Annotated in this window: 19 protein-coding genes and 1 tRNA gene; 14 read left to right on the top strand and 6 right to left on the bottom strand. The window is 46.3% G+C overall.

What is annotated here, in order from left to right:
* From QUA57_RS18420 to QUA57_RS18390, 7 genes are all read left to right on the top strand, one after another.
* Positions 1–893: tetratricopeptide repeat protein (locus tag QUA57_RS18420; RefSeq protein WP_333251244.1), on the top strand; the 893-nt coding region annotated here is incomplete at its 5' end.
* A gap of 148 nt (positions 894–1,041) precedes the next feature.
* Complete coding sequence (locus QUA57_RS18415) at positions 1,042–1,260, top strand: DUF3285 domain-containing protein (RefSeq protein ID WP_333062727.1); 219 nt, start codon at positions 1,042–1,044, stop codon at positions 1,258–1,260.
* A gap of 206 nt (positions 1,261–1,466) precedes the next feature.
* Positions 1,467–2,003 (top strand): rRNA maturation RNase YbeY, encoded by a 537-nt coding sequence (gene ybeY / locus QUA57_RS18410; RefSeq protein WP_333062729.1) that lies wholly within the window; start codon positions 1,467–1,469, stop codon positions 2,001–2,003.
* A gap of 161 nt (positions 2,004–2,164) precedes the next feature.
* A complete protein-coding gene (locus QUA57_RS18405) occupies positions 2,165–2,674 on the top strand; it encodes a diacylglycerol kinase family protein (protein ID WP_333062731.1) in 510 nt (169 codons plus the stop codon).
* A 181-nt stretch (positions 2,675–2,855) separates the two neighbouring features.
* Entirely contained in the window at positions 2,856–3,443 is a 588-nt protein-coding gene (locus QUA57_RS18400; protein ID WP_333062732.1) for an aminodeoxychorismate/anthranilate synthase component II, read from the top strand.
* Between the two features lie 323 nt (positions 3,444–3,766).
* Positions 3,767–4,546, top strand: a complete 780-nt coding sequence (locus QUA57_RS18395; RefSeq protein WP_333062734.1) for an MBL fold metallo-hydrolase — start codon at positions 3,767–3,769, stop codon at positions 4,544–4,546.
* Positions 4,547–4,711: 165 nt separating this feature from the next.
* On the top strand, positions 4,712–5,407 hold the full coding sequence (locus tag QUA57_RS18390; RefSeq protein ID WP_333062735.1) for a fasciclin domain-containing protein: 696 nt from the start codon (positions 4,712–4,714) through the stop codon (positions 5,405–5,407).
* Positions 5,408–5,545: 138 nt separating this feature from the next.
* Here the strand turns inward: QUA57_RS18390 and QUA57_RS18385 are convergent, their stop codons facing one another.
* Both QUA57_RS18385 and QUA57_RS18380 read right to left on the bottom strand, forming a co-directional pair.
* The gene (locus tag QUA57_RS18385) at positions 5,546–6,481 is read right to left on the bottom strand and encodes a cobalamin-binding protein (RefSeq protein WP_333062736.1); all 936 of its coding nucleotides are present in this window, start codon (positions 6,479–6,481) and stop codon (positions 5,546–5,548) included.
* Positions 6,482–6,547: 66 nt separating this feature from the next.
* On the bottom strand, positions 6,548–9,256 hold the full coding sequence (locus QUA57_RS18380; RefSeq protein ID WP_333062737.1) for a glycosyltransferase family 39 protein: 2,709 nt from the start codon (positions 9,254–9,256) through the stop codon (positions 6,548–6,550).
* A gap of 132 nt (positions 9,257–9,388) precedes the next feature.
* On the opposite strand from QUA57_RS18380, the gene QUA57_RS18375 reads away from it, so the two are divergent.
* A tRNA-Phe gene (locus tag QUA57_RS18375) sits at positions 9,389–9,461 on the top strand.
* A complete protein-coding gene (locus QUA57_RS18370) occupies positions 9,432–9,626 on the top strand; it encodes a hypothetical protein (RefSeq protein WP_333062738.1) in 195 nt (64 codons plus the stop codon). Before QUA57_RS18375 ends, QUA57_RS18370 begins: the two co-directional genes overlap by 30 nt.
* A gap of 18 nt (positions 9,627–9,644) precedes the next feature.
* Here QUA57_RS18370 and QUA57_RS18365 read toward each other — a convergent pair whose 3' ends face one another.
* The 4 genes from QUA57_RS18365 to QUA57_RS18350 all read right to left on the bottom strand — a co-directional run bounded on the left by QUA57_RS18365 (position 9,645) and on the right by QUA57_RS18350 (position 15,187).
* The gene (locus QUA57_RS18365) at positions 9,645–9,800 is read right to left on the bottom strand and encodes a GYF domain-containing protein (protein ID WP_333062740.1); all 156 of its coding nucleotides are present in this window, start codon (positions 9,798–9,800) and stop codon (positions 9,645–9,647) included.
* A gap of 16 nt (positions 9,801–9,816) precedes the next feature.
* Positions 9,817–10,329 carry a caspase family protein gene (locus QUA57_RS18360; protein ID WP_333062742.1) on the bottom strand — a complete coding sequence of 171 codons (513 nt, stop codon included), beginning with the start codon at positions 10,327–10,329 and terminating at the stop codon, positions 9,817–9,819.
* Positions 10,330–10,447: 118 nt separating this feature from the next.
* Complete coding sequence (locus tag QUA57_RS18355; protein WP_333062743.1) at positions 10,448–14,566, bottom strand: nSTAND1 domain-containing NTPase; 4,119 nt, start codon at positions 14,564–14,566, stop codon at positions 10,448–10,450.
* A gap of 63 nt (positions 14,567–14,629) precedes the next feature.
* Complete coding sequence (locus tag QUA57_RS18350) at positions 14,630–15,187, bottom strand: site-specific DNA-methyltransferase (protein ID WP_333062745.1); 558 nt, start codon at positions 15,185–15,187, stop codon at positions 14,630–14,632.
* Between the two features lie 170 nt (positions 15,188–15,357).
* On the opposite strand from QUA57_RS18350, the gene ribBA reads away from it, so the two are divergent.
* From ribBA to QUA57_RS18325, 5 genes are all read left to right on the top strand, one after another.
* A complete protein-coding gene (gene ribBA, locus QUA57_RS18345; RefSeq protein ID WP_333062747.1) occupies positions 15,358–17,073 on the top strand; it encodes a bifunctional 3,4-dihydroxy-2-butanone-4-phosphate synthase/GTP cyclohydrolase II in 1,716 nt (571 codons plus the stop codon).
* A gap of 264 nt (positions 17,074–17,337) precedes the next feature.
* Positions 17,338–17,790, top strand: coding sequence for an HAD domain-containing protein (locus tag QUA57_RS18340; protein ID WP_333062748.1), 453 nt, complete (start codon positions 17,338–17,340; stop codon positions 17,788–17,790).
* A gap of 48 nt (positions 17,791–17,838) precedes the next feature.
* On the top strand, positions 17,839–19,278 hold the full coding sequence (locus QUA57_RS18335; RefSeq protein WP_333062749.1) for a pentapeptide repeat-containing protein: 1,440 nt from the start codon (positions 17,839–17,841) through the stop codon (positions 19,276–19,278).
* Between the two features lie 98 nt (positions 19,279–19,376).
* Positions 19,377–21,110 (top strand): ATP-binding protein, encoded by a 1,734-nt coding sequence (locus QUA57_RS18330; protein ID WP_333062750.1) that lies wholly within the window; start codon positions 19,377–19,379, stop codon positions 21,108–21,110.
* Positions 21,111–21,988: 878 nt separating this feature from the next.
* Positions 21,989–22,993, top strand: coding sequence for an RNA polymerase sigma factor, RpoD/SigA family (locus tag QUA57_RS18325; RefSeq protein WP_333035894.1), 1,005 nt, complete (start codon positions 21,989–21,991; stop codon positions 22,991–22,993).
* Positions 22,994–23,208 lie beyond the last annotated feature (215 nt).

Genomic DNA, 23,208 nt, shown 5'->3' with positions numbered 1-23,208 from the left:
AAGCTGCTACTTTGCACGGTCTAGCAGGAATTTATGCCAATCAAGGGGAAGTAGCCAAGGCGATCGCATTTTATGAACAATCTCTCGAACTTACGGAAAAGATTGGCAATGTTCAAGGGAAAGCTGCTACTTTGCACGGTCTAGCAGGAATTTATGCCAATCAAGGGGAAGTAGCCAAGGCGATCGCATTTTATGAAGAATCTCTCGAACTTCAGGAAAAGATGGGCGATGTTCAAGGGAAAGCTGCTACTTTGCACAATCTAGCAGGAATTTATGCCAATCAAGGAGAAGTAGTCAAGGCGATCGCACTTTATGAAAAATCTCTCGAACTTCATGAAAAGATTGGCGATGTTCAAGGGAAAGCTGCTACTTTGCACTGTCTAGCAGGAATTTATGCCAATCCAGGAGAAGTAGTCAAGGCGATCGCACTTTATGAAAAATCTCTCGAACTTCATGAAAAGATTGGCGATGTTCAAGAGAAAGCTGCTACTTTGCACTGTGTAGCAGGAATTTATGCCAATCAAGGGGAAGTAGCAAAGGCGATCACATTTTATGAACAATCTCTCGAACTTCAGGAAAATATTGGCAATGTTCAAGGAAAAGCTGCTACTTTGCACCAACTAGCAGGAATTTATGCGGATCAAGGGGAAGTAGCAAAGGCGATCGCACTTTATGAACAATCTCTCGAACTTCAGGAAAAGATTGGCAATGTTCGAGGAAAAGCTGCTACTTTCGCAATGTTAGGACTGTTGTTAGCAGATAAGAAGAGAGATTTTGACACAGCCTTGAATTATTTACAGCAATCCTTGGACATTTTCCAGCATTTGCGATCGCCACAGGCGGAGACAGTGAGGCGAATTATTGCTGAAGTTCAGCGGATGGCTGATGGCTGAAGAAAGTTTAGCCCGATTCTCTGCAGCCCGAAACCAGCCTGCAGCAATCTGAAATCTAAAAACTCCTACACAAAACGTTACATATTTGTTAACATCGGGACGAGCCTGTCCTCAGCAGCCCCTTTGTTAACCTTCTAAACTAACCACTATGAGTCAACCTCCCTCAGCAATTCCCGCCTCCGAAGAGTCCGCCGAAACCCAGACAGCGCCGACAAACACTGCACCTCCACCTAGTTATGTCAAGCTGGCGATGCGGAACATGGTTCGCAAGCGGGCGACTTCTCTGTTTCATTTTGCCTTGACAGCGGCGGGACTTTTAGGCGTACTCGTCGGTTTGGCTTTTCTCGATCGCTATTTCAATTCTTAATCGAGGATTCCAACAATCAGCCTCTAATTTCTGCTGATGTTTTTGATCTTTCTTAATCGCGAGTTAAGCTGATTGTTCTGCCTGCCTGTTGCAATCTCTAACAGATTACTGTATCTTTCCAGCAACAGCAAAATCCCCTGCCGTTCGATCGCGCAATTGGAATTTGTAAAAAAATTGAATATATCCCTTGACAGGAGAGCAAAAAAATGTTAATTGAGGTGAACGTCGAAGACTGTTACGGGCTCGCCCAGGAGTCAGCCGACGCTTCCAACCTCCCTGAGAGTGCAGCCAGCGGGGAGATTTCAGCCGAAACCTGGGAAAATTGGTTTAGCGTTTGGCTGGAAAACCAGGAAGAGTATGTGCCAGTCGCTCCGGGCTACGAAGTCAGTCTGCGTTTAACCGCCGATACGGAGATGCAAGCGCTCAACCTCCAGTACCGCCAGCTCGATCGATCGACCGATGTATTAGCTTTCGCAGCTTTAGAGGTAGACTGTCCTCAGCTAGAGGAAATGCAGTCATCTGAACCCCTATACTTGGGTGATATCGTCATCTCGATCGATACAGCTAACCGACAAGCTCAGCAGCAAGGACATCCCCTGAAGACCGAACTAGCTTGGCTGGCAGCCCACGGTTTTTTGCATCTTTTGGGCTGGGATCACCCGGATGAAGAAAGTCTGACTCAAATGCTCGATCAACAAGAAACATTGCTGCAGGCGATCGGTCTTGCGATCCAAACAGCATAACTGAAGTTGATGGTGATTTAACAAATCATGTCAAGCCCAACATAACTTTCTGAAATTAAACCATAACTTTAGTAAAAACTTAGAAAAGTTACCTAGACTTGATGAAGTTAATTTGAAAAGTTTAGCTTTCATTCATCTCTGTAAATTAAAGTTGGTTCTTTATGACACTAGATAGACCCTCAATTTCATCACAAGTCGCACAGTTTCTGCCCATGCCTCAAGACTCTTCTAGCCAGACAGTCCACGAGCCTAAAAAAGCCTTGAAATACAACCGAGAGCTATCCTGGAAAATCGCATCTAGCTTAGCTACGAGTTTTAGATACGCTTGGGGGGGTCTGAGTTATGCTTTTGAAACTCAGCGCAATTTTCGGATTCACACTGTTATTGGCACTTTGGCGATCGGACTCGGCCTATTTTTGCAACTGAAACCTGTAGAAATATCGGTGATCGGCGTCACCATTGGCATAGTTTTAGCAATGGAACTGTTGAATACGGCGATCGAATCGGTGGTAGACTTGACAGTCGGGCAATCTTACCACGAACTAGCCAAAATTGCCAAAGACTGCGGTGCCGGAGCGGTTCTGGTATCGGCAATGGCTGCGATCATCGTCGGTACTGCACTTCTGCTTCCTCCTTTGTGGGCAGTCGTTCAAATTGCGATCGGCCGTTAGTAACTTATTGGGCGATCGCAAATTTTAGGTTTTAGATGACCAATTTGAGATTTTTAGTTTTATTCGTCTATATTGCAGCTATTTTTATCTTCGGCATCTATCTAAAATCTTGAAACCCTTGCTTTCAGACAGCGAGTTAACCTAAAATCTAAAATCTAAAACCTAAAATCTAACTTAACCCGTGATTATAGTCATCGATAACTACGACAGTTTTACATACAATTTGGTACAGTATCTAGGAGAACTGGGTGCTGAGTTGCAGGTAGCAAGCGAAGTGCAAGTCTACCGCAACGACCAAATCTCCTTAGCAGAAATTCGCCGATTGCAGCCGGCAGCAGTGGTGATTTCTCCAGGCCCGGGGCGACCGGAAGATGCGGGAATTTCTCTGGAATTAATCAAAGAATTGGGGCCGACTATGCCAATTTTAGGCGTGTGCCTCGGACATCAAAGTATTGGTCAAGTATTCGGCGGCAAAATTGTTTCTGCACCCGTGTTGATGCACGGCAAAACTTCTCAGGTAGAACACGCAGGAGTCGGAGTTTTTCAGGGCGTGGAATCGCCGATGATTGCAACTCGCTATCACAGTTTGGTAATTGAAAAGCAGAGTTGTCCAGAAATTTTGGAAATTACCGCTTGGGTTGAAGACGGAACTATTATGGGCGTGCGGCACCGGGAATATCCACACATTGAAGGTGTACAGTTTCACCCGGAAAGTATTTTGACGATTGCGGGAAAGCAATTATTGCGAAATTTCTTGGAACGGCTTTAGTTGGGTTGGGAATTTTGAGTTTTTATCTGCATCTTTCGGGTGCCGAATCCACACCTGACTGTTTAAATTATCTAAATTTTTAGGGTGGGCCCTGCGAACTTTACGGTAAAACTAGGGTGCACATTTTCGCATCTCAGGCGCCCACAAAAGGATACAAGCCCCCGAAAATGCTCGTGGTTAACCCCAAATTTTAGACGAAAGTTCCATATCCCAGATTCATCTGTGGAGTAAATCTAAAATCTAAAATCTAAAATCTAAAATCGACTGACGGTGTTTTGTGATATAACAACAAACGACCAACACCCGATAACCGCAACCACAAGATGAAACGGCGACAATTAATACGTTACGCACAGACGGGTTTGCTAGCAGCTTTAGCAACTGGTTTACCATCTGGATGGGAAAGCTATCAAGCTCAAACTGCTGATTCTTTGTCGATTCAGTGGTTGGGGCACACTTGCTTCTTGTTCGCCGGAGGCGGTGCGAGGGTGCTGGTGAATCCTTTTCGCCCCCTGGGCTGTACCGCAGGCTATCGCTCTCCTAAAGTGCCGACAGATTTGATTCTGATTAGCAGCCGGTTGCTCGATGAAGGGGCGATCGACGGATTTGCGGGCAATCCCGGCCTTTTGTACGAGCCAGGGGCTTACAGGTCTAACGGGCTGCGGATTCAAGGGATTCGGACGGAAAAAGACCGTGAGGGAGGAAGGCGATTTGGGGTCAATGTGGCTTGGCTGTGGCAGCAAGCGGGCCTTAAGATTTTACACTTGGGCGGAGTTGCTGGCCCGATCGGCATTGAAGAACAAATCTTGATCGGGCGGCCGGATATCCTGCTGATTCCCGTGGGCGGAGGGCCGAAAGCTTACACTCCGGCGGAAGCGAAGCAAACTTTGCAACTTCTCAAACCAAAGATGGTGATTCCGACACATTTCAAAACCCAAGCCGCCGATACTGCGTGCGATTTGGTGCCGCTAGATGAATTCTTGGCGCTGATGGATGGTACGCCGGTGCGCCGATTGAATAATGACACGATTTCGATCAAATCTGGTGACTTACCCCAAACTGGTTCGGTGATTGAGGTTTTGAGTTACAGATTTAGCGGTTGATGCCCGATTTCTCAGCTTGCGTTATAGTAAGGAAGTTTTGGTCGATCGGGGATGCAAGAGAAATTTCTCTCTACCTTAGCCTCTGGCAACCTTGCCTTTTGTCGAGATTTGGCTAACATAACAATTCATGTTCACTGTTTTATCTCCTAAGGAAATGCAAGCGCAATGAAAAATCAAAATTTACCTAGCTGGATGAAACAACTGACAGGTTTCGCAGGAGTAATCGGCGCTAGCGCGTTGATTGGTTTCCCGGCTTGGGCCCACATCACCTCCAACACCAATGTTGCTAATGCAACTCAAACTTCACAAGTTGCAGGAAACGTAAAAACCACTGCTTCACCGACACCAACTGGCGTTTCACAGGCACCAACTGGCGCTTCACCGGCACCAACTGGCGTTTCACCGGCACCAACTGGCGCTTCACCGGCACCAACTGCCGCTACTAAGGATATTGTTGCTATTGCATCTGGTGACGCTCAATTCAAGACGCTGACGAAGGCTTTGGGAGCAGCAGGTTTGGTTACAACTTTACAAGGAAAAGGTCCTTTCACTGTTTTTGCTCCGACTGACGCGGCATTTGCTGCTTTGCCAAAAGCAACTGTGGAGGATTTGCTCAAACCGGCCAACAAAGCCAAACTTACTAAGATTTTAACTTACCACGTTGTTCCTGGTGCGGTTTTATCTACTAGCCTGAAATCCGGCGATGTTAAAAGTGTCGAAGGCAGTTCGCTCAATGTGGCTGTTAGCGCAGGCAAAGTTACTGTCAGCGGCGCTAATGTTGTGAAAGCTGATATCAAAGCTAGCAACGGCGTTATTCACGTAATTGACAAGGTATTGATGCCCCCTGCTTCAACAAGGTAGGACGAGCGTTTTTTGCATCCATTGATGTCAGATTCGGTTAAATGAAAGCCAAATAAGGACACAATATTGTTGTGTCCTTATTTGTATCGCAGGCAATTCAGAATTAATATACATAAAGCTTTAGCTAGCTGCAGGTATTTACAAAAATGGCTGCCAACCCTTACCTCGATAGCCAAAATAGAAGATTTCGGGATGGAGAATTTCTGCTAAAATTTCTAACGAATCAACCAATCTCGGTCCCGGCCGATTAAAGTAAGAATTGCCGTCAGTTATGTAAACTTTCCCCGTTTTTACTGCTGGCAAATTAGGCCATTCTGCGTATTTAGTTATCTGCATTGCTTCGCTGCGAGTGCGGCTTAAATCAAAGCCGCAAGGCATGAAAATAATTACATCGGGATTAGCTTTTACTAGCGATTCCCATTTTAACCAAGGGGAATGTTCTCCGACAATTCCAAATAGCGAATTGCCTCCCGCCATTGCCACTAATTCGGGAATCCAGTTACCTGCCGCCATCAAAGGCTCAATCCACTCGATGCAGGCTACTTTGGGAAGTCTCTCTTTTGTGGTAATAATAGAGGATGCTTGTGTTTTCGAGGTAATAGCATCGATGCGGGATTGCAAAAGGTCGATCGCACTTTTGCCATCTACGCCCAAAGCATCAGCAACTCCCTGAATATCCGTCCAGATTTCTGCTAGCAGATTCGGCTGCAAAGAAATAATTTCCGGCTTGCTATTTACCAGCGTGCTTACCGCTTGTTCAACCTCTGTTAGAGAACAAGCGCAGACTTCACATTGAGCTTGAGTAATAATGTGAGTCGGCTGCAATTTTTCCAAAGTATCTATTTCTATTTTATACACGCTGAGGGCATTTTGCAACAATTCTGTCACGCGGTTGTGAATTTCGCTGCTAGTTCCTTCGGGATTGAATTTAGGCTGAGTGCAAACAGGTAAATTTTGGATTTCTGGGGGATAGTCGCATTCGTGGGAACGGCCCACAATTGCATCGGTTAATCCTAAAACTGCTACAATTTCGGTGGCACTGGGAATTAGAGAGACAATTCTTGGTTGGTTCATTGATTTTCTGTTTTTTACCGATTCGGAAGCACAGGCGTGACGCCCGTGCCACAATAAAAGGGATTGTTAAATTTTTAGTTTTTTTAAGTATTGCAAATCTTGCCATGCTTGAATGAGATTACCTTGCATCAGTTGCGCTACACCGTTTAAAACTCTAATTTCCGGTAGGTTGGAGTTGAGAGCGAGAGCAGGTTTTAAGGCTGTTTGAGCGGCTTTGGGATGCCAGCCGTACAGGTGTACGAAAGCGAGATAGGCGTAAGCGTAAGGGTTTTTTGAGTCGAGTTGAGTGACTTTTTCTAAGGCGGCGATCGCACTTTTGACATTCTGCTGCAATACTCTAGAAAATGCCAAAGCATAAGCCAATTCTAGATTATTTGGTTCCTGCTGCAACCGATATTCTAACGATTGTTCCGCTTGCACGGTATAATCTTGAATTGGATCGTACTGATTGATGCGCCCAATCTGCTCGAACACGGGTTCTAAACCTGGCAATCCTTTCGGTAAATTAACCGCCATCGCCCGCAATTGAGTCACCAAATCTAACTCAGGCTTATCTGTATAATCCTCGTTTCCAGGCTCTGCCTGAGAACGCATATCTAGAGGCTCTGCCTCGATTTTAACACTAACTGCCGGCCCATTAATCGGATAAGTTTCGCCGGTTTTCCGATTTAGATAAGTAGCTTGCAGATTGTAAGTTCCCGGTGCAATATTAGCAGGAGGAAGCATCGCGGTGCGATCGACAACTCGAAACCCCACAGCAAATTTATCCGCTTCCAGAATCCCCGGATGCAAAGTCGCCCCGGCGATCGCGCGATCGTGTAAAATCCTGAAAGTCTGTCCCGGTGGAATATCGCCAGACTGCTGATTTTGCCACGTTACCAACACTAAACCAGACTGCAACTGCTGCCAAGGCCCCGACCAAGTATAAGTAACCGGTAGCGCCACTCCGGGAACTGCTTTTGCAGCGACAGTAACTCGATCTAATTGTACTTGCGATCGCGCTTCATTCAACGGCTGTATTTCGACAGGCTGCACTCGCTTCCGATAAAGATTTAAATTAGTATAATCGGGCAAAATCCAAGTTTTATCTAACTCAAACTTATCACCTTTTTCAATCGCCGTTACCGCTGCATTTTGAGCTTTTTTAATCCGTTCGCGAATCGAACCTTGCGGGCCAGTTTTGGTTACAAACCAAGAGAGTGATCGCACATCTTGCGGCACTTCTTTTAAATTCGTTCCCACCTGCCGCCCGTAAACCTGAAAATTAGCCAAAGCACCGTAAAAATTCAAATTATGCTGGTTAATTTCCGGCGTCGAAGGCAACACGCCTAAAGTAGATTGCAAATAAGGTTCCCTATCAATAATTTCTGCAATTACCTCTCCGTGCGGCCACTCTTTCCCCAAGTAAGGATAGTTAGAATTGCCGGGACTGATAATTTGGGCTAAGCTATTTCCCACAGCACCTCCCAGCGGCAAGATATGGAACAGCATCGCCAGAATTGCCAAGCCAATTGTACCCCAGCGAATTTGTCGTCCCCACCGAGAAGGCCACAGCGTTAAACAGTAGGCTAAGAAAATAGATAAAACAGGCAAATAAGGTATCACATAGCGGTCGTCTTTGTTGAGATTTAGAGAATTAATTAAATAAGCTCCTACCCAGAAAACAGCCAGCCACCGACAGGAGTTGAGATGCAATATTGACGAACTATCTTGCCGGCGACGCCAATAAAGTATCAATCCTACTAAGGGAACAAGTAACAGAGGCCAAGAAACGTGTTCGGGTAAGTGTTGACCGTAGTAAATCCAAGCGTCGATCGTATTGATGCCCGGATCTCCTTCGGCGATCGCAGAATCCAGCGTTGCCCGTTTTCCCCCGGTCAAAATTAACAGCCAATTGGTTTTCGCCCACGGGCCAAACACCGCCGCCGATAGCAACAGAGCACCAGTTAATTGACCTAATCTACCCCAAGCTTTTTGGCGCACAGCACCCACAGCCAGCCACACAATCGGGGTAAACAGAAATAATACGGTAGTGTGTTTAACTAATATTGATAAGCCGAGAGAAATTCCAAAGGCGATCGCCCAAAAGAAAGATGACGGGGAGAGGGGGAGAGTGGGGGAGGGGGAGAATTTATACTTTTTCTTTGTTCGTTCCTCCAACAGAGTTCTATCGGTTACATCCGTTAAATCCGTTGCCGAACTTCCTTCTTCCTGACATCCGTTACATCCGTTACAGAATCCGTTGCTGAACTTCCTTCTTCCTTCAGAAGCCTTCCACATTGTCAGACAATAGAAAGCAAAAGTAATCGCAGCAGTGAGGGGATAGTCGAGCAAAAATTGCAAGCGGAACCGATAAAGTCCCGGTAACAAAACGCAAATTGCAGCGGCCCACAAACCGACTTGCCGGTTAAATAGTTGGACGCCCAGACTGTAGACTGAGGCGAGGAGAATAGCACTAAATAATAGATGAACGAGGGTTGCCCGATCGCCCCCAGTACCGAAAACCTGAAGAAACGGAACCGTCAAGATGTATGCCAAGGGCGGAATTTTCGTCGAAAGCAGCCAGAAGTTTGTCCACCACTCCCCGGAAAACCACTGAGGATGCTGCAACGCCTGCAAGTATTTCAGGGTGCTAGTCAGGTAGTCTGCTTGATCCCACGCCGGGACAGATCGATCGAGGGCAAACCAGAGGCGATCGCTAATTGCCCCCAGCAGCCAAATTATGCCCAAGACAAGCAGACTCTTACTCCCGCTGTCCCGATGTTGCTGTGCCATTGCGATTTTTGGATTTTAGGTTGCAGCTTTTAGCTTACAGGCGGGCGGTTCCGGGCGATCGAAAATTAATTGAGAAAAGTGCTTGCTAAATTCTGTATGTGTCTGCTAAGATAGTAAAGCGCGAAAAAACAAGCCGGGATAGCTCAGTTGGTAGAGCAGTGGACTGAAAATCCACGTGTCACGAGTTCAAGTCTCGTTCCTGGCATCGCAAAGCCCTCACAAAGTTGAGGGCTTTTTTTTAGGCAAAATGCGGGCAATGCAGTCATTTATCGAACTCGATTTGCCTGAAAGTTTAGCTTACGAGGTTGATGAATCTGTTCGACGTGAATATTTGAAGCTGTGGAGAAGCGTTCAACCCCGCCGAGAATAGTTTTTTCGGGATAGCGCCTTATTTTTGAGTCAGGTACGCCGCTAGTTCTGGAATTTCACCGGCGCGCTGCCACTCCGCTTCCCCGCGCCGGACTTGGGTTGGGGCTGTGATTTCCTGAACCTCCCATAATTGCAATTTGGTATAGGGCCCCTTGGCTTCTCCGCTGCGAAACACGTACCATTGAGGAACTTCAGGAGTTGGCTGGGTCGAGTACCCGCGTTACAACTAACTCTTTTTCCACCATTTCTTCAAGCAGTTTAGCCAATTCCAAGTCGCGCAAATAGCGTGAATAGGGTTGACCGATATCTGTGGGAACCAAAGCTTCATCTAAACCCATAGAACCCTTGACATCTTCAAAAATTGTTGTCGCCCGTCCGTCGTGACCGGAGTAGTGAATATAGACTTGATCTTGCGGTTGGGCTTTGGCTGTTAGTTCCTTGAATTTGGCAACAATATTTTCATACGTGGGTAAAAGTTCCGGGGGCTCTTGGGGTTGATTTGGATTCTCGGAAGCAGTTGCAGTGAGTTTAATAATTTGGTCGGGAGTGAGGTTCAAAGTGGTTTTTAAATAGGTTTCCACATGGTTAATATCTTGAACGCATCCCCGCAAGTTTTTGTAGTAGTTACCTTCGGGCAAACGATGGGGAAAATAGAAATCGATACCGATGAGGAGGGCGTAGAAGTTGGGGGTTTGGTCAGTCATTGTTGATGGTGGGTAAGGGGTTTTAGAAAGGTTTGATTTTTATATGAGGTTGAGGTGGCAGTTTTTATGCAGTTTTTGAGATTCACTTGTTATTTTAAACAAACTTTCTGGCAAAAGCCTATTGATTTGTGGGAATACCATCACACAGGTGTCGGTCGCTATCGCTAACATCGGGACTGCTTTCTAAATAGCCACGTACCCAGTCACAACCACGCTTGAGTAAATCATCAAAATCCAAATTCCATAAAATTATTGTTTTGTCAGAGCTGGCGGAAGCCAAAGTCTTGCCATCGGGACTAAATGCGACGCTACTGACCACATTGCTATGGCCGGCAAGGGTGGCAATCGGTTTTTGGCTTTGCAAGTTCCACAGTTTGATGGTGTTGCCATCGCTGCTGGCGGAAGCCAAAGTCTTGTCATCTCGACTAAATGCGACGCTGCTGACCCAATAGTCATAGGTGGCAAGGGTGGCAATCGGTTTTTGGCTTTGCAAGTTCCACAGTTTGATGGTCTTGTCATTGCTGAAGGAAGCCAAAGTCTTGCCATCTCGACTAAATGCGACGCTAATGACCCATTCGCTATGGCCGGCAAGGGTGGCAATCGGTTTTTGGCTTTGCAAATTCCACAGTTTGATGGTGTTGTCATTGCTTGCAGAAGCCAAAGTCTTGCCATCGGGACTAAATGCGACGCTATTGACCCAATCGCTATGGCCGGCAAGGGTGGCAATCGGTTTTTGGCTTTGCAAGTTCCACAGTTTGATGGTCTTGTCACCGCTGGCGGAAGCCAAAGTCTTGCCATCTCGACTAAATGCGACGCTATTGACCCAATCGCTATGGCCGGCAAGGGTGGCAATCGGTTTTTGGCTTTGCAAGTTCCACAGTTTGATGGTCTTGTCACCGCTGGCGGAAGCCAAAGTCTTGCCATCTCGACTAAAGGCGACGCTATTGACCCAACTGCTATGGCCGGCAAGGGTGGCAATCGGTTTTTGGCTTTGCACGTTCCACAGTTTGATGGTGTCGTCAAAGCTTGCCGAAGCCAAAGTCTTGCCATCTGGACTAAAGGCGACGCTATTGACCACACCGCTATGGCCGGTGAGGGTGACAATCGGTTTTTGGCTTTTATGGCCGGTGAGGGTGACAATCGGTTTTTGGCTTTGCAAGTTCCACACTTTGATGGTCTTGTCACCGCTGGCGGAAGCCAAAATTTTGCCATCTCGACTAAAGGCGACACTATAGACCTCATCGCTATGGCCGGTAAGGGTGGCAATCGGTTTTTGGCTTTGCAAGTTCCACACTTTGATGGTCTTGTCATAGCTGGCGGAAGCCAAAGCCTTGCCATCTGGACTAAATGCGACGCTAGGGACCCCTTCGCTATGGCCGGCAAGGGTGGCAATCGGTTTTTGGCTTTGCAAATTCCACAGTTTGATGGTGTTGTCATCGCTGGCGGAAGCCAAAGTCTTGCCATCTGGACTAAATGCGACGCTATTGACCGCATAGCTATAGCTATGGCCGGCAAGGGTGGCAATCGGTTTTTGGCTTTGCAAGTTCCACACTTTGATGGTGTTGTTAACGCCGGCGGAAGCCAAAGTCTTGCCATCTGGACTAAATGCGACGCTATTGACCCAATCGCTATGGCCGGCAAGGGTGGCAATCGGTTTTTGGCTTTGCAAGTTCCACACTTTGATGCTCTTGTCACGGCTGGTGGAAGCCAAAGTCTTGCCATCTCGACTAAATGCGACGCTATTGACCGACTCGCTATGGCCGGCAAGGGTGGCAATCGGTGTTTGGCTTTGCAAATTCCACACTTTGATGGTCTTGTCAGTGCTTGCCGAAGCCAAAGTCTTGCCATCGGGACTAAATGCGACGCTATTGACCGAATAGCTATGACCGGCAAGGGTGGCAATCGGTTTTTGGGTTTGCAAATTCCACAGTTTGATGGTGTTGTCACTGCTGGCAGAAGCCAAAGTCTTGCCATCGGGACTAAAGGCGACGCTCCAGACCGAATCGCTATGGCTTTCTAAACGGTGTTCGTTCACTCCATAAACTGCTTGTCGCAAAGCAGTCAAAACTTGCATTGAAGGTTGAGCTTTTGTGCGTTTAATTGGTATGGCTCCTCGTAAACTTGCTATAAGTGCCTCGAACTCTTGATTTTTATTAAAAAGTTCGTTTGAATACTGACTGAGAGCATCACTTTGACCTAACTGAACTCTTTGTACTTGCCACCACTGCCAATTAGCAAAAATAGCCAAACTAGAAACAACGATAAAAGCACCAGACACTCCAAAAGTAGTAAATTGCCGCCTACGTTTTTGCATCCGAACGCTAACCTGAATAAAATCTCGTTCCTCCTGCGTCATTTCACCGGCGCGTTTACGCAACCAGTCTGCTGCCACATTTAACGGTACACCTCGCAACAATGCCCCAGAGTCATGATTGTTATTTTTCCACTCCCGCAGGGCCACTTTCAGCCGTTCTTGCCAAGTCCGAAAATCACGGTTGGCATTGATCCACTCACGCAGTGTTCCCCATTCCCGAATCAGTGCTTCATGCACTACTTCTACCGTATCTTGCGGTTCTTGCCGGCCTGTAACTACCAAACGCGCTTGATATCCCGCTAAATAACTGACCAAATTCCAGTTATCTTCCCCCACTTCCGCACGAGTAGCAATGCGCCTGGTATCCTCTGTTCCTTCCCCTGGACGCACTAATTGCACAAATATTCGCTGTGCCTGCTTTTTCTCTGTTTCGCTTAGTTTTTGATAAATTTGCTCGGCATGATTAGCAATTGCTTTTTTTACCCCACCAATTTCTTCGTAAGCTTGGTGAGTTAACTCTCGGTTGATTTGCTTTTCCCACAAACGAGTCAGGGCAAATTCTAATAAAGGTAAATTTCCCGGTTCTTCCCCCACATCATCAAGAATGCGTTGGGTTAATTGAGCCTCTAACTGTACTGCCAATTTTTGAGCCGGCAATTCAATGGCTTGTTGTAATTCCTCCCGTTTCATGGAACTAAGCAATTGTGGTGTAAACTCCTGCAAAGCATCCCGAAACGGACGATAGGAAAGCACATAACCGTAAAAGTCAGCGCGTAACGTCAAAACTAATGTAATATTTTGTTGAGTAATCGCCGTTAGCAACTCATTCACAAAACGTTCCTGTTCTTCCTTCACCCGACAAAGGGTGTACAGTTCCTCAAATTGATCGGCAACTAACAACAACCTTTTACCTGGGTTACGCTCTAAAATGCGAGATACAACTTGCTGTAAAGTGATTCTCCCATTTTGTAAATCGCCGGCTAGTCCTACCGCTTCCCGCAATTTTTGAGTTTCACCCGCTTCGGGTTCTAATTGCCGCACTAAGGCAGAAGCCAAAGGCAAAAATGGTTCTTGTCCGGGACGAAATGATTCAATTAACCAATTTCCTTCTTTTCGCAATTTGGGAATTAAGCCGGCATACACCACAGAAGATTTACCACTTCCACTTGGTCCAACCACAGCTACTAAGGGTTGTGTCTGAGTGACTTCTACTAACTTATTTACAAAATTTTCTTGTCCAAAAAAGAAATTTGCATCTTCTTCACTAAATGCAGACAATCCTTGGTAAGGGTTAGGCGGGATAACTTCTTCAAAATTAATTAAAATCTCATCAATCGCAGAATCAGTTAACTTTTTTCTTTTAAAAAAAACAGGAGTTTCATGCTCTAGGAAACTCCTCATCTGCGAACGACCTAATTCATAGGCTTCTTCAACTTCACATCCTGCGAAAATCCCATCATAAAATGCCACCGCAAAGGCAAGTGCTGCTCTATCTCCCACGGCTCTATTCATGCCAACTACATACTTAACGTATTGGCTAATTGCATCAGCTTGTACTTCCGAATAACAAGCATTGAGAATTACGCACTCTACCCCTTTTTTGGAAAATATTTTAAACATACTAGCGAGGGCATTTGTCTGCACCAGCGCCATTTTTCCCGTATCATCTTCTAGGACAATTCCATCTTCTCCCGCACCATGCCCGCAAAAGTGAACAGTGTGCGGTTGATAATCTAAGATAGCCCGGTAAAAGTCACGGGAACGCACCGCCCATTTTTGTTCTAATTTATACTGTTCTCGTTTGTTTGCCCTTCGCAATCCTTCGTCAATTTCCCGGATTTCGTGATCCAATCGCAAGGGAACCGTATTTTTGGGATTGGCTGCCAGAATCAGAATTGTTTTGACCGGGGCGTTATTACTCATAAGACAAACGAATGATAGGATAATTTTTTAATAGCCTATACGGTTCTCCCGAGTTTTAGGTGATTATAAAAATAAAACTTCCCGTGGTACAGGCCCGAAAGCCTGCGCGAGCGAGACGCTCACACTATCCTTTCCACCACAAACCCAGAATAGCCCTTCATCCAAATTAAATGTATACTTGTATTGATTTTTTACATACCAGAGAAACTTTTCATTGCGGGGTGAAAAGAACTTGCTGCCCGCAACTCCCGCGCCGTAATTCCATACAACTTCTTGAATCAGATAAAAAGGCACTTTGTCCCAAAGCAGGTAGGAAATCGGAATTGCTTTTGCCCGATCGCGAATTGACAAATAGCCTAAATTCAGCCAAAATGCTCCTCGATCGAGCGTTACCCGGTAAACCTCGGCTATCCACTGCTCGCACCAGTTTAAATACTCATCTAACACCAAGGATTTTTCGTACTCTTTGCCGATGTTATAAGGCGGGCTGGTAACGGTTAAATCTATCAATTGATCGGGCAGCAGCTTCAATCCTTCCAAGCAATCCATGTTATAAATTAAGCAATTAGGAGCTTGAAAGTACGGTTTACCTAAAATCTTCGCGATATCAGTCAAGCTCATGAAATATTGGGGAGATATTTTGTTGACAAAGTGTAAAATTTATAGTAAGTGAGTTTAGAAATATTGTCAAACTCATCTGGACTGGGGAATCGCCCTGTCGGAAACAAAAGGTTACAATCACAAATACATTCTATTTCCATAACATTACTGTTTATAGCTTGAACTCCTCAGTGCCAAATAACAACACCTCAACTCAATCCTTTCAATTTGACTCGATCGACAGCGCCCTCGCAGACCTCAAAGCAGGTCGCATGGTGGTAGTAGTCGATGACGAAAATCGCGAAAACGAAGGCGACGTGATTTGTGCCGCCCAATTCGCCACCCCCGACAACATCAATTTCATGGCCGTGAACGCGCGGGGTTTGATTTGTCTGGCATTGAGCGGCGAAAGGCTCGATCGCCTGGAATTGCCCCTCATGGTCAGCAAAAACACTGACAACAACCAAACTGCCTTCACTGTTAGCATCGATGCAGTCAACGGCGTCAGTACCGGTATCTCCGCCGAAGACAGAGCCCGCACGATCCAAGTAGCCATTCACCCGGACACCAAACCTCAAGACTTGCGCCGTCCCGGTCACATTTTCCCCCTGCGGGCGATCGACGGTGGCGTCCTCAAACGCGCCGGTCACACCGAGGCCTCGGTTGACCTTGCCAGACTCGCCGGCCTGTATCCCAGCGGCGTCATCTGCGAAATTCAAAACCCCGACGGTTCGATGGCGAGGTTGCCCGAATTAATCGAGTACGCTAAACTCCACAACCTCAAAATAATTAGTATTGCCGACTTAATTAGCTACCGACTCAAGCACGATCGATTCGTCCGCCGCGAAACCGTCGCCAAATTGCCCACTCAATTCGGCGAGTTTATGATTTACGCCTACCGCGACACCCAAGACAATTCAGAACACGTTGCTATTGTCAAGGGCGACCCGGCAGAATTTAAAGACAAACCCGTGATGGTGCGGGTGCATTCCGAATGCCTGACCGGCGATGCTTTGGGTTCCCTGCGCTGCGACTGCCGGATGCAACTGCAAGCGGCACTGAAAATGATTGAAAATGTCGGTTCTGGCGTCATAGTTTACTTGCGCCAAGAAGGTCGAGGTATTGGATTGGTAAATAAACTAAAAGCTTACTCCCTGCAAGATTTGGGATTGGATACGGTAGAAGCCAACGAACGGTTGGGATTTCCCGCCGACTTGCGGAACTACGGCGTCGGAGCACAAATGCTCAACGATTTGGGAGTTAAAAAAATTCGGTTGATTACCAACAACCCGCGCAAAATTGCGGGTTTGAAAGGTTACGGCATTGAAGTAGCCGATCGCGTCCCCTTACTAATTGAAGCCACAGATTACAACTCGATCTATCTGGCAACAAAAGCCGAAAAACTCGGTCATATGCTACTGCAAACTTATTTAGTAACAGTGGCGATTCAGTGGAACGACACAAAGGAAGAAGGTAGAAGCCAGAAACCAGAAGGAAAAGAGGAAGATTCTGCCATTCAAAATCGGTACGAACACCTCGAAAAACTGCGGCATTTGGCGGCTAACCAGCACTTGCTGCTGCAAGAAGAAGCGCGGCCGGTGGGAATAGCCCTTTTCGGAGAAGGCTCCCTCATCGTTCACCTCGGCTTCGATCAACCCGGACTCGCAGCCCCCGACTGGTACAAAGATCCAAACCATCCTTACGTCAGGGCGATCGGTCAAATTTTGGGCGAAATCAGCACTGAGCCGAATTTGCAAACATTAGAATTCATGGTTTCCTCCGGTGGAGATCCGCTCAAGACCCTGCAAGTCCAGCTCGATCGCGAGACATTTCTTTTGTCGGAATTAACCGGAATTTGCGATCGGCTCGAACCTCAAAAAATCTACAGTTTTGCTCCTCTTGCCTGAAGGCAGAAGGTAGAAGCCAACCCCCCCTACCCCAGCAGGGGGGAAGGCCGAAGCCAAGAAAAACTGTGAATTTCAGAATAATACTTGTTGATACCAGCATCTTCCTTTCCTTAGAAAGCAGCCACCAATAAAAACAGTGAATAACAATGTTGATTGCAGTCTAAAAAGTCGATGTAGCGAACAATTGAGAGAGAATCGTCGCTGCACATTATATTATTCAGCAGTATTAATACTCATTAAATGATTCACTAGGACTTTTAGTTAATGTTAATTTTTTTAGACATTGATGGTGTACTTATTCCTGACAGAAGAAATGGATCGAGTTTGCAAACAGATATAATGAAATTTAATTCAGTTTGCCTTAATCACTTTGAAAATGTTCTTCGTTCCTATCCTAATGCGCGAGTAGTAATTTCATCTTCCTGGCGTGAAATATTCCCATTCGAGGTAATCCCGCCATTATTTTCACCAGATATCGCTATCCGTATTATCGGATTCACCCCTTTTCTCAACCCAAAAAATATTCACCAACACAAATATTTACGACACCAGGAAGTTCTTGAGTATCTTCGACAAAATCAAGCAGAAAAATCACCTTGGGTAGCCATTGACGATATTCCAGAACACTATCCGCCAGATGCACCAGTTGTGGCTATTGATGATTACAATGGTTTTGACCAGAACTCAGCAAAGATACTTTCAGAATATCTAACTTGATTTCAAAGGTTAGGAAAAAAGTATCGGAATAGAGAGGGTGAATTTGACATGGAAATGAACGTTGGTGACTTTCTGCACCGACTCGATCTCAGGGGACAAGCACTTAAAGGCACCAACCTTGGCGGTGCGGAACTCCGGGGAGCCAACCTCCGAGGCACGGATCTCCGAGAAACCAACCTCAGCGGCGCTATGCTCAGGTATGCAGACCTGATCGAAGCCGACCTCAGCGGCGCTAATCTCAGCGGGGCGGATTTAGCTGAATCATTTCTTAATTTAGCTAACCTCACTAGAGCCGATTTGACTGGTGCTTTCCTCCGAGAAGCTAATCTCGTAGGAGCCGAATTCACGGGCGCCAACCTCAAACAAGCAAGTTTGATCAAAGCTAATTTAGTTGGAGCAAATCTCCACGAAGCCAACTTAACCAGAGCCAACCTCAGTGGGGCCGATTTGCGCGGTTCTCAGTTGAGCGGCGCCATTTTAGACAAGGCGGTATACAACAACCGGACTATCTTTCCCGAGGATATCGATCCGGGTGCAATGGGAGCATTTTTGCTAGCTCCCAATGCTTCGCTCCCTGGCTTAAATCTGGCTATGGTAGATTTGACCGAAGCCGATTTAAAAGGAGCCGATTTGCGGCGGACAAACTTATACAAAGCTATTTTATTTGGCGCAAAACTCGATCGGGCAAACTTAGCAGGAGCCAACCTCAGCGCAGCGGACTTGAGGGAAGCTAGTTTGAGCGGTACGATTTTGGAGAAAGCTGTTTACAGCAACAAAACATTGTTTTCAGAAGGCATTGACCCCGCTCTGGGCGGAGCTTATTTAATTGCTCCCAATGTATCGCTGCAAGGGGTAAACTTAACCGGAGCCGACTTAAACGGGTCAGATTTAAGCGGAGCTAATTTGAGCGCTTCTAACTTAAGTTCGGTCAATCTCAAAAATGTAGATCTCAGCAGAGCTAGCTTAAAAAAAGCTTACCTCAAAGGTGCAAACTTGGAGCAAACAGATTTGAGAGGAGCCGATTTAAGCGGCGCAATTTTACACCAAGTAAACTTGAGTTCTGCTGACCTTCGGGGTGTAGACTTAACAAGGGCTGACCTCAGCGGTGCTAATTTAAGAGATGCCGATTTGAGGGAGACAGATTTCACCGGAGCTACTTTGCTGTTCGCTAACTTGAGCGGGGCCGACTTGAGAGGTGTAGACTTGACAAAAGCTAACCTCAGTGGCGCTAAGTTAAACGAAGCTGATCTCCGAAAAGCAGATTTGATGAGAGTAAATTTGGAGGGAGCAGATTTAACTGAGGCAGACTTGAGCGATGCTCATTTATTCCGAGTTAATCTCAGAGGTGCTAACCTGAAAGGTACTAACCTCAAAGGCGCAAGTTTAAAAGGGGTATTTTTGACCGACGCTTATTTGAGCGAAACGGATTTGACCGATATACATCTGAGTCCGAGTTTTTTTGAATTGCCATTAGAATCGGAATGGTAATTAGTTGACTGTTAACAATCAAAAATCTACAATCAAAACTCGCCCCGCGAAAATTGCCCGATTATTAACAATCGAAAATCTAAAATCTAAAATCTAAAATGGATCGACCGTTAGGCTCTGTTATTCAAGGTTCCCTGAGCAAGGGATTAGAAGTGCGACTGCACGCCGATGTTTCGGTGGAAGATATGAGGGTGGGGAAATTTCTAGTAGTGCGGGGGGTGCGATCGCACTTTTTCTGTATGCTCACCGACGTGTCTCTCGGAACTTCTAGCGCCCGCATTTTATCGAATCCTCCCAATCCCGACGACGATTTTCTGCTCGCAGTGCTAGCAGGTAGCAGCACCTACGGTACGATCGAATTGTCGCCGATGTTGATGTTGACTGCTGAGAGAGAAAAACAGCAGGCAATTTTCGACCCGACGAAAAACGGGGGAGTTCGCGAGAATAAGCTGGCGTTAGGAAATTTGGCTTCTTTTGAGTCACAAACCGGCGCGGATATTGAGTTGCTGCCTGTCAAAACTATTCCCAGCCACTTTTCCCAGGTGTTTGATGCCAAAGAAACCGATTTTCGGGCAGTTTTTGGCTGGGAAGATGACCCGTATCGCCGCAATTTTGCGATCGGCAAACCGATTGACATGGACGTTGCTGTGTGCTTGGATTTAGACCGATTTGTGGAACGCAGCAACGGGGTTTTTGGCAAGTCGGGAACGGGAAAATCTTTCCTGACGCGCTTGCTTCTATCGGGAATTATTCGCAAGCAAGCTGCTGTCAATCTAATTTTTGATATGCACTCGGAGTACGGGTGGGAAGCGGTTTCGGAAGGGAAACAGTTCAGCACTGTTAAAGGTTTGCGGCAGTTGTTTCCCGATAAAATGCAGATTTATACCCTCGATCCAGAATCGACAAAACGCCGGGGAGTCCGCGACGCTCAAGAGTTATTTTTAAGTTTCGATCAAATTGAAGTGGAAGATATCGCGCTAGTGCAACGCGAGCTAAATTTGTCGGAAGCTAGTATCGAAAATGCGATTATTTTGCGAAATGAGTTGGGAAGTGGTTGGATAAACAAGTTGCTGGAAATGAGCAACGAAGATATCCAAATGTTTTGCGAAGAAAAGCGGGGAAATAAGTCTTCGATTATGGCTTTGCAGCGAAAGTTAGAGAGATTGAATGATTTAACATACATTCGGAAACGCTGTCCAAAAAATTATGTAACTGAAGTTTTGCAGTGTTTGGATGCTGGGAAAAATGTAGTAATTGAGTTTGGTTCGCACTCGGATTTGCTGTCGTATATGTTGGCGGCAAACGTGATTACTCGTCGCATTCACGGATCTTACGTGCGAAAAGCTGAGAAGTTTTTGCAGAGCAAAAATCCGTGCGATCGCCCGCAGCCGTTGGTGATTACCATTGAAGAAGCTCACCGCTTTCTCGATCCGGCGATCGTGCGATCGACTATTTTCGGGACAATTGCCAGAGAAATGCGAAAATACTTTGTCACCCTACTGATTGTAGACCAGCGTCCCTCCGGCATCGATGCCGAAGTCATGTCGCAAGTAGGCACCCGCATTACAGCCTTGTTAAACGACGATAAAGACATCGACGCTATTTTCACCGGCGTTTCAGGAGGGCAGAGTTTGCGTTCAGTGTTGGCAAAACTCGACTCCAAACAGCAAGCATTAGTTTTGGGGCACGCCGTACCGATGCCCGTAGTCGTGCAAACTCGCCCCTATGACGAGCAATTCTACAGGGAAATCGGGGATATTGACTGGCAAGAAATGCCCGATGAACAAGTATTTGCCGAGGCAGAAGCTGCTAAAATGGATTTGGGATTTTAGATTGACAACTGCTAGATTCATTACAGAACTTAGGCAAAGGTTACTGTAAATTAGTCGGGGCGCAGAATTGGCGATCGCTGGCAATGACAGAAATATCAGATTTTTGCCTCAGTTATAAACGAAAAAGTGCGATCGAACCTCAAAAAAATTCGCCCCCAGCTTTCCGTCAGAAGCTTTTCCCCTTTCACCCCCTCACCCCTCATCCCTAACTGCCCAAAATTTGCCTAAGCTTAAACATGATGGAGATGATGGAGCCTCGCAGCACAATGAAAGTCAAACAGGGCAACAGCCAGCCTTTATACACCTTGTCGTTACTCGTAGCAGAATTGGATTAGCATATTTAAATAAAAATGTCAAGAAATATTTTAAACAGTTACTCCCATCTAATACGGCGATCGAGTTCGGTTATCTCGCATCCCACCATCTAGGCAGCGAGAAAATTTCAAGCGATGATGGAACAGAGAGCAAAACAAAGCCCTCGAATTGCATGAGTCTGTTTGCATGAGTATTGTGAAGTTGAGTGGCAGTTAAAACTAACAGGGAATTCAAAACCTTAAGGAAAAATGTAGAATCTTGACCTTAAGACAGAGGTTTTTACCCTTTACGATCCTCAAAATTGGGAATAATATTGAGAAAACTAAACTCTTGCTTCACTTCGCCTTGAACTAGCCGTTAAAGCTAGCGAGCTACCGAAAATCGACAGGGATTACTGGAAAATCCAGCACAAAAGTAATCCCAAACAAAAAGCTTCTACCGATCGTCACCGATAAACAGGAGGGGAAACATCCCCTTTGTCGCAGTCTTTATCCCACTTGCAAAAGTGGGACAGGGTATCACCAACTTTTTATCTGTTGTTACAAGGAGTGCAATACTCACCCATGTCCACCACAACCCCCAAAAACAAAACAGTGAAAGCCGATCGCATGGGCAGCCGGCCATACTCCTCAACGGATACGGTTCGTACCTATCTGCACGAGATCGGTCGCGTACCCCTGCTAACCCGAGAAGAAGAAATTGTTTTCGGGAAGCAGGTGCAGCAAATGATGAAATTAATCGAAGCAAAACAAGCACTTGCTAAAGAATGGCAGCGGGATCTGACGAATCAAGAGTGGGCTGCCGAAATGGAGTTGACCGAACCTGAACTTAGCCGCATCTTACACATAGGGCGGCGGGCAAAGCAAAAGATGATTGAAGCGAATTTGCGGCTAGTAGTGGCGATCGCCAAAAAATACCAGAAACGCAATATGGAATTCTTGGATTTAATTCAAGAAGGCACCCTCGGTTTAGAACGAGGAGTCGAAAAATTTGACCCGATGCGGGGATACAAATTTTCTACATACGCCTACTGGTGGATTCGCCAAGCAATTACCCGCGCGATCGCCCAACACGCCCGCACAATTCGATTGCCAATTCACATCACCGAAAAACTCAACAAAATCAAAAAGGTGCAGCGGGAACTCACGCAGCAGTTGGGCAGATCTCCCTCCCCCGGGGAAATTGCCGCAGCCTTGGAACTGCACCCTTCCCAAATTCGGGAATACCTGCTGATGGCAAGACATCCAGTTTCTTTGGACTTGCGGGTAGGAGACAACCAAGATACCGAATTGCAAGAACTCTTAGAAGACGAAACGGCATCTCCAGACAACTACATTACCTCGGAATTACTGCGGCAAGACCTCAATACTTTGATATCAGAACTTACCCCCCAGCAGCGAGATGTAATAATTCTGCGCTTCGGTTTGGAAGACGGCACGGAAATGTCTCTGGCGAAAGTCGGAGAACGGTTAAATCTCAGCCGGGAACGGGTGCGGCAGCTAGAACATCAAGCCCTTGCCCACCTGCGGCGCCGCCAATCTCAAGTCCGAGAATACTTGGCTAGTTAGTCACTAAAAAAGTTGAGATTTCCCAAAATCTCAACTTTTTTTTTCATGTTGGCGCTGCTGGGAAGGATACTTTTCCAGTTAAAAAAAGAATGCAACTGTAGACCCGTGATCCAAACCCTTATGAAATACGTCACGCCAAATTATTCAATTCTTTAATCTAAAATTAAAAATCTAAAATGGTATTATTTGAGGGGTCGATCGCGCGATCAGGGCGG

The organism is Microcoleus sp. Pol7_B2 (assembly GCF_036701035.1).
Classification (GTDB): Bacteria; Cyanobacteriota; Cyanobacteriia; order Cyanobacteriales; family Microcoleaceae; genus Microcoleus.
Note: the sequence above shows the minus strand (reverse complement) of the source record. Positions and strands in the feature narration are given on the sequence as shown.

What these genes read in the sequence shown, in the direction of transcription:
- QUA57_RS18415 (WP_333062727.1), top strand. Translation starts at nt 1,042, where the DNA reads ATGAGTCAACCTCCCTCAGCAATTCCCGCCTCCGAAGAGTCCGCCGAA.
- ybeY (WP_333062729.1), top strand. Translation starts at nt 1,467, where the DNA reads ATGTTAATTGAGGTGAACGTCGAAGACTGTTACGGGCTCGCCCAGGAG.
- QUA57_RS18405 (WP_333062731.1), top strand. Translation starts at nt 2,165, where the DNA reads ATGACACTAGATAGACCCTCAATTTCATCACAAGTCGCACAGTTTCTG.
- QUA57_RS18395 (WP_333062734.1), top strand. Translation starts at nt 3,767, where the DNA reads ATGAAACGGCGACAATTAATACGTTACGCACAGACGGGTTTGCTAGCA.
- QUA57_RS18390 (WP_333062735.1), top strand. Translation starts at nt 4,712, where the DNA reads ATGAAAAATCAAAATTTACCTAGCTGGATGAAACAACTGACAGGTTTC.
- QUA57_RS18385 (WP_333062736.1), bottom strand. Translation starts at nt 6,481, where the DNA reads ATGAACCAACCAAGAATTGTCTCTCTAATTCCCAGTGCCACCGAAATT.
- QUA57_RS18380 (WP_333062737.1), bottom strand. Translation starts at nt 9,256, where the DNA reads ATGGCACAGCAACATCGGGACAGCGGGAGTAAGAGTCTGCTTGTCTTG.
- QUA57_RS18360 (WP_333062742.1), bottom strand. Translation starts at nt 10,329, where the DNA reads ATGACTGACCAAACCCCCAACTTCTACGCCCTCCTCATCGGTATCGAT.
- QUA57_RS18355 (WP_333062743.1), bottom strand. Translation starts at nt 14,566, where the DNA reads ATGAGTAATAACGCCCCGGTCAAAACAATTCTGATTCTGGCAGCCAAT.
- QUA57_RS18350 (WP_333062745.1), bottom strand. Translation starts at nt 15,187, where the DNA reads ATGAGCTTGACTGATATCGCGAAGATTTTAGGTAAACCGTACTTTCAA.
- QUA57_RS18340 (WP_333062748.1), top strand. Translation starts at nt 17,338, where the DNA reads ATGTTAATTTTTTTAGACATTGATGGTGTACTTATTCCTGACAGAAGA.
- QUA57_RS18335 (WP_333062749.1), top strand. Translation starts at nt 17,839, where the DNA reads ATGGAAATGAACGTTGGTGACTTTCTGCACCGACTCGATCTCAGGGGA.
- QUA57_RS18330 (WP_333062750.1), top strand. Translation starts at nt 19,377, where the DNA reads ATGGATCGACCGTTAGGCTCTGTTATTCAAGGTTCCCTGAGCAAGGGA.
- QUA57_RS18325 (WP_333035894.1), top strand. Translation starts at nt 21,989, where the DNA reads ATGTCCACCACAACCCCCAAAAACAAAACAGTGAAAGCCGATCGCATG.